Below are 12739 nucleotides of genomic sequence, written 5' to 3'. Positions count from 1 at the left end.
CCATTCCCTCCGTCATCCCTCGACGCTAACCGGCAACTTTTTCCGACGCCGGGGCTTGCGCCGCCGGTGCTGATGCGCTTGCGCTTCCACCGATCCCCGCCAGGGCGAAGGCACCGGCCGAGCCGCCACCACCGCCCGGGTTGGACAGATCGTAACCACTCTCGGCGTGCTCCGAGATGTCGATGCCCTCGACCTCGGCCTCGCTGCTGACCCGGAACCCGATCGTCTTCTCGATGATGAAGGCGAGGGCGTAGGCGATCGCGAAGGACCAGACCGTGACGATCGCCGCCGCGGCGGCCTGGCTGCCGAGCTGACCGGCGCCACCGCCGAAGAACAGGCCGTCCTTGGCGCCGAGCGCCGACTCGATCGCGCTGTTGGCCTTGACGTTGGCGAAGAAGCCGAGCCACAGGGTGCCGATCCAGCCGCCGACGAAGTGCACGCCGACGACGTCGAGCGAGTCGTCGAAGCCGAACCGGTACTTCAGGCTCACCGAGAGGGCGCAGACGACGCCGGCGACGATGCCGAGCAGGACCGCGGCCCACGGGTCGATGAAGCCACAGGCCGGAGTGATCGCGACCAGGCCGGCGATGGCGCCGGACGAGGCACCGACCAGGGTCGGCTTCCGGTCACGGATCCACTCGACGAGCACCCAGCCGAGCACCGCGGCGGCGGTCGCGACCTGGGTGTTGATGAACGCCAGGCCGGCGACGCTGTCGACGGTCAGCTCGGAGCCCGCGTTGAAGCCGAACCAGCCGAACCACAGCAGACCGGCGCCCAGGGCGACGAACGGCACGTTGTGCGGCTTCATGCTCTCCCGCGGCCAGCCGATGCGCTTGCCGAGGACCAGCGCGACACCGAGCGCGGCGGCACCGGCGTTGATGTGCACCGCGGTGCCACCGGCGAAGTCGAGCGGGTGCAGCTTCTGGGCGATCCAGCCGCCGCCCCACACGTTGTGGGCGACCGGGAAGTAGACCAGGGTGGCCCAGCCGAAGGCGAACAGCAGCCAGCCGGCGAACTTGGCCCGGTCGGAGATGGCGCCGCTGATCAGCGCGACGGTAATGACGGCGAAGGTCATCTGGAAGGCCATGAAGACGTAGACCGGGATGCCCGTGGTGCCCCAGAGGTCGGTCTCGGCCAGGAACGTCTTGGTCCCGGGGTAGCTGCTCAGCTTACCGATGAGCCCGCCGGCGGTGTCCGTGCCGAACGACAGGCTGAAGCCGTAGAACAGCCACATCACGCTGACGAGCCCGATGGCGGAGAAGCTCATCATCATCATGTTGAGGACGCCCTTGGCGCGGTTCAGGCCACCGTAGAACAGTGCCAGACCCGGCGTCATGAGCAGCACGAGAGCCGTGGAGATCAGCAACCATGCGGTATTACTGCCGTTAAAAGGCGTCGGTTCCGGCACGCCGGCCTCCTATAAGTCGGATCCTCCCTCCGGCCTCCGAGGCAGCGTCGCCCATCAGCCGGTTGCGCGAGAGCTTCCAGGGCTCACGTTTCGCGCACCGGCGCTGAGCGATTTCTCAGGCGTCACGTCATGTTTCCAGCGTGTGAAGAAAAGCTCACACAAGCGAATGGCCCTATCGAAGGGCGTATTCGAGCGTGTGCCGCTCATAGTCGATGAGCCGCAGGTCACGGACCGGGCGACGGAGATGCCCCTTGTGCACGATCCGCACGAAAGCGGGGTCTCCCGCGGCCGCCATGCGTCGAATTCCCTCAATATGGTCGACGATCCGTTTCCGGATGACGCGCACGAGACGGTGCCGGTCACGCGGGGTCAGCCCATACGCGTCGGCGAACATGCGCAGCCGGCGCGGCCGGTTCGGCCGCTTCCAGCCGAGCGTGTAGGAGTCGCGGTCGGAGAAGAGCGGCACCCAGGTCCACGCGGCGTAGGCGACGTCGTAGATCCTGGCGCCCGGCGAGGCGAGGTCGAAGTCGATCAGCGACAGCGTCCCGTCGGGCCGCCAGATCACGTTGTGTGGCGCCGCGTCGTGGTGGCAGATGACCTCGGTGTCCGGCGGCGGGGGGCCGAAGGAGCGCCACACCGCGTTGGGCGGCGGACGGAACCCGGCCTGCGCGTCGTGGAACATCCGGAGCATGGTCGCCACGGTGACCATCGCCTCGTCGGTCACCCAGTGCGGGGCGAGCGGGTAGCTGCCCGGCTCGCCCTCCAGGTAGGACAGGACCTCGCGGCCTCGCTCGTCGATGCCGAACGCCCGAGGCGCGCCGGTGAACCCGACATACTCCAGGTGCCGCAGCAGCGCATGCACCGCCGGCGTCCAGGGGCCGGCGTTGCGGCGCACGGTGTCTCCCGAGCGCACCACGACGGAGGTGTTTCCGCCGTGGAGGGGGATCTCCTGCTGCGTCACGTGTCGTCCTTCGCGTCCCGATCGAGCTTCGCGTGCCGTGCTTTCCGACTGTGCTTCCGTCGAGGTTACGCGTCCGTGCCAACGAGTGCGTCGACGAACTGCCGGGCATCGAAGGGCGCCAGATCGTCGGGGCCCTCGCCGAGGCCGACCAGCTTCACCGGGATGCCCAGTTTGCGCTGGACGGCGATGACGATCCCGCCCTTGGCGGTGCCGTCGAGCTTGGTGAGCACCACGCCCGTGACGTCGACCACCTCGGTGAACACCCGGGCCTGCTCCAGGCCGTTCTGCCCGGTGGTGGCGTCGAGGATCAGCAGGGTCTCGTCGACCGGTCCGTGCTTCTCCACCACGCGCTTGACCTTGCCCAGCTCGTCCATCAGGCCGACCTTGTTCTGCAGCCGGCCGGCGGTGTCGATCAGCACGGTGTCCACACCCGCATCGATACCCCGTTTGACCGCGTCGAACGCCACCGACGCCGGATCCGCGCCCTCCGGGCCGCGGACCACCTCCGCGCCCACCCGGCTGCCCCAGGTCGCGAGCTGCTCGGCGGCGGCGGCGCGGAACGTGTCGGCCGCGCCCATCAGCACCGTGTGACCGTCGGCGACCAGTACCCGAGCGATCTTGCCGCAGGTGGTGGTCTTGCCGGCGCCGTTGACGCCGACGATGAGCAGCACCCCCGGGCGCCCGTTCCGGGCGACGGCGGCCAGGCTGCGGTCCAGCTCCGGCTGCAGCGCCGTGACCAGCTCGTCGGCGAGCATCCCGCGCAGCTCCGAGGCGGTGGCGGTGCCGTGCACCCGGGCCCGCTCGCGCAGCTTCCCGACGATCTCCGTGGTCGCGGCGACGCCGACGTCGGCGCCGATCAGGGTCTCCTCGACCTCGTCCCAGGTGTCGTCGTCGAGCCTGTCCCGCGACAGCAGCGCGAGCAGCCCCTTGCCGAACACGTTCTGCGAGCGCGACAGCCGGGCCCGCAGCCGCACCAGCCGCCCGGCGGTCGGCTCGGGCACCTCGACCAGCGGGGCCTCGACGGGAGGCGGGGCCTCGACCACCGGCGGAGGCGCTTCCACGGTCGGCGGCGGGGCCGGCACGACCGGCGGCGGGGCCTTCACCGGTGGCGGCGCCTTCACCGGCGGCGGCACGGTCTTCACCGGCGGCGCCGGCTTCGTCGGAGCGGGCGGCACCTGCTTGGTCGGAGGGACGGTCGGCTTCTGCGCCGGTGGAAGGGTGGGTGGCTTACGGAAACGGGGCGCTACCAGCGCGAGTGTCGCCCCGATCACCACGATGAGCAGCACCAGGCCGAAGACGATGTACGACTCCATGGCAGGAATCCTCCCAGACGGCTCGCTCCGGGGCCTGCAGTGGCGCCAGGTCGGCCCACGCAGGATCATCTTCAGTGCACCTCGAAAGGTCTGTCCCTGCCCTGAAGCGCCCCAGAGGCGTCCTGGAGGTCCATAGACATGCCGGACGACGACTCCGCCCACTCCCTCGACCAGGTTCACGGCCCGCTCCTGCTGGGGCCCGTGCTCCGCCGGGTCGAGGGCGACCGCGCCACGATCTGGGTGGAGACGTCGCACCCGGCGACCGTCGAGGTCGACGCCGCGCCCGCCGGCGGCTCCGCCCGCACCTTCACCGTCCACGGGCACCACTACGCCCTGGTCGTGGTGTCCGGGCTGCCGGAGGACGCGGTCACGCCGTACAGGGTGAGCATCGACGGCGACGTGGTCTGGCCGCCGCCGGACAGCGACGCACCGCCCTCGGCGATCCGCACGCGGCCCGCGGGTGCGCCGGTCCGGCTGATCTTCGGCTCCTGCCGCGAGTCGAGCCCACTGAGCGTGACCCGGTTCCCACCCGACGCGCTGGACTCCTACGCGGGCCGGCTCATCGAGTCGATCAACGCCGACGCGCCCACCGAGTGGCCCGACATGCTCGTGCTGCTCGGCGACCAGGTGTACGCGGACGAGACCCCCGAGAAGATCCAGAAGTGGCTCCGCCGCCGCAGGCGCCGCGCCGACGCGCCGAAGAAGCAGGTGGTGGACTACCACGAGTACACGAAGCTCTACCTCGACTCGTGGGGCGACCCGGAGATCCGCTGGCTGCTGTCCACCGTCCCGAGCGTGATGATCTTCGACGACCACGAGATCATCGACGACTGGAACACCTCCGACCGGTGGCGCGCCAAGATGGCCGGCCTGCCCTGGTGGGAGGAGCGCATCCAGGCCGGCCTCTCCTCCTACTGGGTCTACCAGCACCTCGGCAACATCGCGCCGAGCGACCTGGCCGACGACAAGATCTACGCGGCGGTCGTGCAGGCCGACGGCGACGCCACCGAGGTCCTGGACGCGTTCGGCACCCGGGCGGACCACGAGCCCACCGAATACCGGTGGAGCTACGCCATCGACATCGACCGGACCCGGCTGATCGTGGTCGACAACCGCGCCGCCCGCGTCCTGGAGCGCGGCCACCGGGCGATGCTGCGGGAGTCGGAGTGGCAGTGGCTCACCGAGCAGATCCCCGGCGACTACGACCACCTGCTGATCGGCTCCTCGCTGCCGTGGCTGCTGCCGCCGGCGATCCACCACCTGGAGGCCGCCACCGAGCGGATCGCCGAGTCGCCGCGCGACTGGGTGTCGAAGTTCGGCGAGAAGCTCCGCCAGGCGGTCGACCTGGAGCACTGGGCGGCGTTCACCCGCTCGTTCGACGCCCTCACCGCCCTGCTGAGCAAGGTCGGCGCGGGCGAGGGCGGGGTCTCACCGGCCCCGGCGACGATCAGCGTGCTGTCCGGTGACGTTCACCACTCCTACGCGGCCCGCGCGGACCTCGACCCGTCCGTCGTCAGCCCCGTGTACCAGCTGACCTGCTCACCGGTGCACAACGACATGCCGAAGTACATCCGCCCCGCGATGAAGTTCGGCTGGAACCCGCCCGCCGCGAAGCTGATGCGGGCCCTCGCCCGCTCCGTGGGTCTGCCGCCCCCGCCGGTCCACTGGGACAAGACCGCCGACCCCTACTTCGGCAACGCCGTCGGCGTGCTCCTGCTCGACGGCCGCTCCGCCCACGTCCGGATCGAGGGCACCCGCCCCGACAAGACCCTGGGCAAGGTCGCGTCGCTGCAGCTGAGCTGACGACTGAGCTGACCTCGCCCAGGGCCGGCCGCTAGGCCGCGTACGCCTCCAGCTCGAAGATCCGGGCGGCGGTGTCGCTGTCGCTCGTCGGGGTGATCACGTTCAGGCGGAGATGTCGCGCCGTCCGCGGGGTGAACGTGTGCGTGGTGGTGTTCGCGGTGTTCCCCCTCACCTGGGCGACGGTCGTCCAGGTGAGGCCGTCCAGGCTGGTCTGCAGGTCGAAGTCCTTCGTGTTCCAGCTGGTCTTCTCGCCGCCGGCACCCGAGTGCCGCAGGACGATCTTGCCCACCTGCTGGTTGGAGCCCAGGTCGACACGCAGCCACTTGTTCGCGCCCAGCGCGCACCACTTGTCCGACAGGCCGCCGGTCCAGCTGCCGTTGACCGCCTTCGCCGGCGCCTCGGACGCCGCGCACTGCGACGACGCCGTGGCCGGCTTGTTCAGGGCCAGGTTGGGCGCGGGCGCGGTGTCGGGCACGAAGAGCTTGATGTCGGTGAGGCTGGCGGAGCCCTCGTACACGTTGGTGTAGAGGTCACCGATCACGAACGAGTCGGGGTAGGCGGAGCCGGACGGCCACTGGTTGGGCCACGTGGTGCTGCCGAAGTCGTCGTTCTGCACCAGGTTGCCGTTGAACTGGCCGTTGTACCCGGCGGCCGTGGTGTTGTAGTGCCAGATCGGCACGTTGTCGACGACGAAGTCGCGGTGGAAGCGCAGCGTCCGCTGCCCGGAGCGGGCGAAGTTGCCGCTCGCCTCGAGCGTGTAGCCGGTCGCGTCGCGCTCGATCGCGAACGTGTAGTACTCGTTGGGCATGAGCTCCGGCTGCAGCTCCGCGGCGCTGGACAGCTGGTTCTCCGCGGCGCCGCCGGAGCAGCTGGTCATGAACCACTGGGAGTTGCCGGGCAGCCCGCCCGGGCCGGGGCTCCAGTTGGGCATCCCGGAGATCCACATGTTGACGGTGTTGAAGTTGCCGTCGCGGTAGTTGTAGTAGGAGTTGGTCGCGGCGTTGCAGACCCGCCCGCCGGTGCCGGAGCCGACCCGGTCGGGGTGCTGGGAGAAGGAGTCCATCAGCACCTTGCGGTGGTAGTGCCAGAAGTGGTTGTTGCGGGGCGCCGGGTTCGCGAAGTCGACGATGGTCATGAAGTGGAAGCCGTTGTACCCGTACGGTCCGGCCCGCACGTCCTGCCACTCGCAGTAGGGCACCGACGCGTCGCCGCTCCAGCCGGGGCTGTTGGAGCCCTCGCCCCACGGGTGCTGGGTCTTGCAGCCGGCGGTGGAGTATCCGTTGACCCGCCCGCCGTAGTTGATGGTGCCGTTGCGCTTGCCGCCGAAGTCGATCGTCTTGAGCTTGTACTCGACGCGGTACTGGTCGGGCAGTGGCGAGGTCGGGCGGAAGATGGCGCCGCCGGTGCTCTCGGGCACGTTGATGACCGCGGCGCCGGCCCCGCCGACCGTGGCGGTGGTGATCGACGGCGGCGCCTCCAGCACGCCGTCCTTGTTGAAGTCCCGGGCGGACAGCGAGGCGGTGAGCCAGCCGTTCTGCCCGACGGTGAACTCCTTGCGGTACGTGTCGAACGAGTTGAACTGCGTCGTCCAGGCCGGCCCGTAGTCGTTGCGGTACCACTGCCCGGCGTCGTCGGTGATGGTGTCGAACGGGTCGGCGTAGGTCTCGCGGACCCACGGCGCGTTGCCGGTGTTGATCGGCTGGGCGAAGTTCTCCGAGTAGAGCAGGCGCCAGGTCGGTGCCGCCGCGGCGGGGGCGACCGGGATCGCGACCAGCGAACCGGCGACCAGGGCACCTGCGAGCAGTCGTCTCATGCGGACGCTCCTAGAGGTATTGGGACGCGTTGTCCTTGGTGATCTGCGGCGAGGGCACGACGGTGTCCTTCTCGACCTTGGCGCCGCCGAGCACGTCGACGGTGCGGTCGAGAGCGAGCTTGCCGATCACGTTCGGGCTGTTCAGGCCGGTGACGACGTAGTTGGTGCCGTCGAGGATCGCCTTGAGCGCCTCGGCCTGCCCGTCGACGCCGGCGAGCACGATCTGCCCGGCCTTGCCGGCGGCGGCGATCGCCCGCTGCGCGCCGAGGCACATCGCGTCGTTCTCGCAGAAGACGGCGACGAGGTCGGGATGCTTGGCGAGCAGCCCCTCCATGACGGTGAGCCCGCCGTCGGAGCCCCAGTTGCCGAAGTCGGGGGCCTCGATCAGGGTGATGTCCGCCTTGGTACCGAGCACCGACTTCAACCCGTTGGTGCGGGCCAGACCGATCGAGTTGTCCGCCGGCCCGCCCTTGATGATCGCGACCTTGCCCTTGACGCGGCCCGCCAGGAACTCGCCGTCCTGTTTGCCGATGGCCTCGTTGTCGGGGCCGATCCAGCTGGTGTACTCGCCGGTGGCGAACTTCCGGTCGACGAGCACGACGGGCTTCTTCGCCGCCTTGATCGCGTTCAGGGCGGCCGGTGCCGACTCGAGCGGCCCGCCCGAGATGATGATCGCGTCGACGTTCTTGCTGAGCAGGTCCTCGACGTTGGCGGCGAGCTTGGCGGCGTCGCCCCCGGCGTCGGTGCTGACGATCTTCACGTTGCCCTTGGCCTTGGCCTGCGCGGCGATCGCGGCGTCCATGCCGCTGAAGTACGGCCCGCTGAGCAGGAAGTTCGCGACGCCGACGGTGTACCCGTCCGTCCCTGCCGGCTCGCCGGAGCAGGCGGTGAGGCCGAGCGCCGCCACCGTCACTGCCATCGAGAGCAGGGGTAAGGCTCTTCTCATGCGCGTCCCTTCGCGACGGAGCGCGGCCGCCTCGAGCGCTGCACGAGGATGACCGCGATGATGATCAGTCCCTTGAGCACCTGCTGCCAGAACGACTGCACGCCGTACAGGTTCAGCAGGTTGTTGATCAGGACCAGGACGAGCACCCCGCCGAAGGCACCCTTCGCCGAACCCCGGCCGCCGGACAGGCTCGCGCCGCCGATGACGCAGGCCGCGATCGCGTCGAGCTCGAAGGCGACCCCGACGCTGGGTTGTGCGATGCCGACCCGGCTGGTCAGGATGACCCCGGCGAGTCCGGCACAGAAGCCGCTGACGCAGTAGGCGAGCACGATGTGCCGTCGCACGTCGATGCCCGCCAGGCGGACCGTCTCCGCGTTGCCGCCGATGGCGATGATCGAGCGCCCGGGTGGCGTCCGGGCCAGGAACACGCCGCCGGTCGCGAAGACGGCCAGCATGATCAGCGTGATCAGGGGGACGGGGCCGACCATGGCCGAGCCCAGCGTGAGGAACGCCGGGTCGGCCGGTGCGATCGGCACCTCCGAGTAGACGAACGCGAGCCCGCGGACCGTGGTGAGCGCCGCCAGGGTGACCACGAACGGCGCCAGCTCGAACCGGGCCACCAGGATGCCGTTGACCGCACCGAACGCGAGCCCGCTCAGTACACCGGCCGCCATCGCCACCGGAATCGGCAGGTCCGCGGCAGGGTTTGCGGCGAGGCCCGCGGTCACGATCCCGGCGAACGCGACGACCGACCCGACGGACAGGTCGATCCCGCCGGTGAGGATCACGACGAGCATGCCGAAGGCGAGCAGCCCCGTGGTGACCATCTGCTTGAGGAGGTTGGTGATGTTGGTGCCGCTGAGAAAGCTGTCCGACGTGGTGGCCGCGACGGCGATCAGCGCCGCGATCAGCAGCGTGAAGGCCACCTCGACGGTCACGTCCCTGTTCCTGATCCGAACCGCCGGCGTTGTCACGCGATCGCCCTTTCCAGGACCTGCTCCTCGGTGGTGCCTTCGGACGGCAGCTCACCGGCGAGCCGGCCCTGCCGCATGACGAGGACCCGGTCGGTGGCGCCGAGCACCTCGGTCAGGTCGGAGGAGATGAGCAGCACGCTCAGCCCTTCGCGGGCGAGCCGGTCCACGGTGCGGTAGATCTCGACCCTGGTGGCCATGTCGACGCCGCGGGTGGGCTCGTCGAGGATCAGCACCCGCGGGCCGGTGAGCAGCCATTTCGCGAGCACCACCTTCTGCTGGTTGCCGCCGCTCAGGTGTACGACCGGCATCCCCGCGCACCGCTCGGGCCGGATGCCGAGCCGGTCGATCATCGCCGCGACGGATGCGCGCTGCCGCCGCCGGTCGATGAACGGCCCCCACGCGGTGGAGCGCCACGTGGTGAGCCCGATGTTGTCCCGGACCGTCATGCCGAGCACCAGGCCACTGCCGGCCCGGTCCTCGGTCACCATCGCCACCCCGGCCCGGATCGCCTGCTTCGGGCTCCGGAACGCCGTGCCCGTGGTGGGCCGGGCCGCCCCGAACACGCATGCGGCGAGTTCGCTGCGGCCCGACCCGACGAGGCCGAAGAGCCCCACGATCTCGCCGGCCCGCAGCGTGAACGACACGCCGTCGAACTCCCCCGTCCTGCCGAGCCCGTCGACGGTCAGCAGCGGCTCCCCCTCCCCTGGCGCGGGCCGGCGCTCCGGGTAGATCCGGTCCAGGGTCCGGCCCGCCATGAGCCGGATGAGGGTGGCCTCGTCGGTGGCGTCCGGGGTGGTGGTCGCCACGACCCGGCCGTCCTTGACCACGACGATCCGGGTGGCCAGCTCCAGGACCTCGGCGAGGCGGTGCGACACGTACACCACCAGCACCCCGCGCTCCCGCAGCCGCCGGATCACCGCGAACAACGCGTCGAGGTCCGCGCCGGCGAGGACCGCTGACGGCTCGTCGAGGACGAGGACGCGGGGTTCGCTGACGAGGGCCTTGGCGATCTCGACCATCTGCTGCCGGGCCACGGACAGCGTGGCCGCCTTCAGCCGCGGATCGATGCCGCCGAAGCCGATCTCCTCCAGCAGCAGCCGGGCCCGGCGGTGCGCGGCCGGCCAGTCGATCAGGCCGAACCGGCGCGGGAAGTCGCCCATCAGCAGGTTCTCCGTGACCGACAGCTCGGGCACCAGGGAGAGCTCCTGGTGCACGGTGCGGATGCCGGCCGCGTGGGCGTCGTGCGGGGTGCGCAGGGCGAGCTCCGTGTCGCCCCACGAGAGGGTGCCGGAGCTCATCGGTACAACTCCGGCGAGCACCTTGATCAGGGTGGACTTGCCGGCGCCGTTGGCGCCCACGATCGCGAGGACCTCGCCGGGCTCGCCGTGCAGGGTCACCCCGTGCAGGACCTCGACGCCGGCGTAGGACTTGTGGACGTCGCGCAGCCGCAGCGTCATCGGAAGGCGTCCATGACGACGACCGTCTTCTGCCGGGTCAGGTCGAGGACCGTGTCGTGGATGCCCTCCCGATGGCCGCCGGTGTCCTTGGTCCCGCCGAACGGCAGGTTCTCCGCCCGCAGCGCGGTCGAGCCGTTGACGACGACGCCGCCGACGTCCAGCTGTTTGGCGATGCTGAGCGCGCGGGAGATGTCGCGGGTGAAGACGGCGGCGTGCAGGCCGTACGGGGAGTCGTTGGCGAGCCGGACCGCCTCCTCCGGGTCGTCGAAGCGGGCCACGGGCGCCACCGGCCCGAAGATCTCCTCGGCGAACGCCGGGCTGGCGGCGGGCACGTCGACCAGCACGGTCGGGTCCATGAAGGCCCGCGTGCGGACCCCGCCGGCGACGAGCCGGGCGCCGTCGGCGACGAGCGTCCGGACGGCGTCGAGCACCCGCCCGGCGGCCTCCTCGGCGATGAGCGGGCCGATGTCGGTGGACTCCAGGAGCTGGTCGCCGACCGTCAGCTTCGCGGTCTGCGCGACCAGGGCGTCGACGAACGCGTCGTGGACCGCGGCCTGGGCGTACACCCGCTTGACCGCGCAGCAGATCTGCCCGTTGCCCCGGGCGAGCCGGCCCAGCACGACGGCGCGGGCGGCCTCCTCCACGTCGGCGTCGGCGCAGACGATCAGCGCGTCGTTGCCGCCGAGCTCCAGGTGGACGCGCTTGAGCGTGCCCGCGGCCAGGCGGGCGATCTCGCGGCCGGCGGCGGTGCTGCCGGTCAGGGTGACGGCGGCGATCCCCTTGATCTCCGCCAGCTGCCGGCTGACCTCTGCGCCGCCGATCACCACCTGGTGGGCGTCGCGGGGTGCGTACTTGTGCACGATTTCGGCGACCCGCAGCACGGTCAGGGGGCAGCGGGCGGGCGGCTGCACGACGACCGCGTTGCCGGCGGCGAGGGCGGCGGCGGCCTTGTGCGCGTACAGCTCGACGGGGTAGTTGAACGGCACGAGCGCGGCGACGACGCCGAGCGGCTCGCGGATGGTGACCGCGAGGTGCCGCTCCAGGCCCGGCACGGCGTCCAGGGGGATCTGCCGGCCGAACAGCCGGGTCGCCTCCCCCGCGGTCGCGCGGAAGATGCGGATCGCCGCCTCGACCTCGCCGCGGGTCTGCTGGATCGGCTTGCCGTTCTCGGCGGCGAGGAGCCTGGCCAGGCCCTCCAGCTCCGCCTCGATGCCGCCGGCGACGCGGCGCAGCAGCTCGGCGCGCTCGTGCGCGGGGGTGGCGGCCATCGCCCACTGTCCTTGGGCGGCACGCTCGACGATCGCGGCGACCTGCGCCGGGTCGCTGGCGGGCACCTCCCCGAGCACTTCGCCGGTGCCGGGGTTGCGCACGGTGACAACGGCCATGATGGCTGGGCCCTCCTCGGGGGTACGGCGGTCGCGGGCGTGCCCTGTTCGCTGCAGGGCAGGTCCGCCGGCGCCGTCCGGCGAGGATCACGGGCGAGACCGCGGTGAGTGAGGGTGGGCTCACCGGGATCGGTCTTTGTTAATGTACCGAACGAACCCCCGAAGTCAAGGTCGGCATACGATCACCCCATGAGCATTTACGACGTGGAGATCGCCGGGCTGCAGGGCGATCCGCTTGACCTCGGCCAGTTCCGCGGGCACCCCGTGCTGGTCGTCAACGTCGCCTCGCGGTGCGGGCTGACCCCGCAGTACGCCGAGCTCGAGGCGCTGCAGAAGGAGTACGCGGACCGCGGGTTCACCGTGCTCGGCGTGCCGTGCAACCAGTTCGGCGGGCAGGAGCCGGGCACCACGGAGGAGATCGCCGAGTTCTGCAGCACGACCTACGGCGTGACCTTCCCGATGACGGAGAAGGTCGAGGTGAACGGCGAGGGCCGGCACCCTCTCTACCAGCACCTGGTCGACGTCCCGGACACCGAGGGCTACACCGGGGACATCCGGTGGAACTTCGAGAAGTTCCTGATCGCCCCCGACGGCACGGTCGCCGCCCGCTTCTCGCCGCGGGACACGCCCAAGTCGGATCCCGTCGTGAAGGCGATCGAGTCTTCGCTCTAGATGCTTC

At 70.7% G+C, this 12739-nt stretch carries 10 protein-coding genes; 2 read left to right on the top strand and 8 right to left on the bottom strand.

The window, feature by feature from the left end; translation table 11 throughout:
- Nucleotides 1-25 precede the first annotated feature (25 nt).
- The 3 genes from ACFY3L_RS08435 to ftsY all read right to left on the bottom strand — a co-directional run bounded on the left by ACFY3L_RS08435 (nt 26) and on the right by ftsY (nt 3682).
- Complete coding sequence (locus ACFY3L_RS08435) at nt 26-1408, bottom strand: ammonium transporter (RefSeq protein ID WP_389320163.1); 1383 nt, start codon at nt 1406-1408, stop codon at nt 26-28.
- 172 nt (nt 1409-1580) lie between these two features.
- Nucleotides 1581-2369, bottom strand: a complete 789-nt coding sequence (locus ACFY3L_RS08430; RefSeq protein ID WP_360559622.1) for an aminoglycoside phosphotransferase family protein — start codon at nt 2367-2369, stop codon at nt 1581-1583.
- Between the two features lie 65 nt (nt 2370-2434).
- Entirely contained in the window at nt 2435-3682 is a 1248-nt protein-coding gene (gene ftsY, locus ACFY3L_RS08425) for a signal recognition particle-docking protein FtsY (protein WP_389320160.1), read from the bottom strand.
- A gap of 138 nt (nt 3683-3820) precedes the next feature.
- Between ftsY and ACFY3L_RS08420 the strand changes: the two genes are divergently transcribed.
- Nucleotides 3821-5485, top strand: a complete 1665-nt coding sequence (locus ACFY3L_RS08420) for an alkaline phosphatase D family protein (protein ID WP_389320157.1) — start codon at nt 3821-3823, stop codon at nt 5483-5485.
- Between the two features lie 31 nt (nt 5486-5516).
- Here ACFY3L_RS08420 and ACFY3L_RS08415 read toward each other — a convergent pair whose 3' ends face one another.
- The 5 genes from ACFY3L_RS08415 to ACFY3L_RS08395 are packed head-to-tail and all read right to left on the bottom strand — an operon-like array spanning nt 5517 to nt 12060.
- Nucleotides 5517-7298, bottom strand: coding sequence for a discoidin domain-containing protein (locus tag ACFY3L_RS08415; RefSeq protein ID WP_389320155.1), 1782 nt, complete (start codon nt 7296-7298; stop codon nt 5517-5519).
- Between the two features lie 10 nt (nt 7299-7308).
- Entirely contained in the window at nt 7309-8217 is a 909-nt protein-coding gene (locus ACFY3L_RS08410) for a substrate-binding domain-containing protein (RefSeq protein WP_389320153.1), read from the bottom strand.
- A 23-nt stretch (nt 8218-8240) separates the two neighbouring features.
- The gene (locus ACFY3L_RS08405; protein ID WP_389320150.1) at nt 8241-9182 is read right to left on the bottom strand and encodes an ABC transporter permease; all 942 of its coding nucleotides are present in this window, start codon (nt 9180-9182) and stop codon (nt 8241-8243) included.
- A 32-nt stretch (nt 9183-9214) separates the two neighbouring features.
- The gene (locus ACFY3L_RS08400; protein WP_389320147.1) at nt 9215-10675 is read right to left on the bottom strand and encodes a sugar ABC transporter ATP-binding protein; all 1461 of its coding nucleotides are present in this window, start codon (nt 10673-10675) and stop codon (nt 9215-9217) included.
- Nucleotides 10672-12060: an aldehyde dehydrogenase family protein gene (locus tag ACFY3L_RS08395; protein WP_389320144.1), complete on the bottom strand. Its 1389-nt coding sequence runs from the start codon at nt 12058-12060 to the stop codon at nt 10672-10674. The genes ACFY3L_RS08400 and ACFY3L_RS08395 overlap by 4 nt, the downstream gene beginning before the upstream one ends.
- A gap of 189 nt (nt 12061-12249) precedes the next feature.
- Between ACFY3L_RS08395 and ACFY3L_RS08390 the strand changes: the two genes are divergently transcribed.
- Entirely contained in the window at nt 12250-12732 is a 483-nt protein-coding gene (locus ACFY3L_RS08390) for a glutathione peroxidase (protein WP_389320141.1), read from the top strand.
- Nucleotides 12733-12739: the final 7 nt, after the last annotated feature.

The sequence above is a fragment of the Dactylosporangium sp. NPDC000521 genome, assembly GCF_042898305.1.
Lineage (GTDB): Bacteria > Actinomycetota > Actinomycetes > Mycobacteriales > Micromonosporaceae > Dactylosporangium.
Note: the sequence above shows the minus strand (reverse complement) of the source record. Positions and strands in the feature narration are given on the sequence as shown.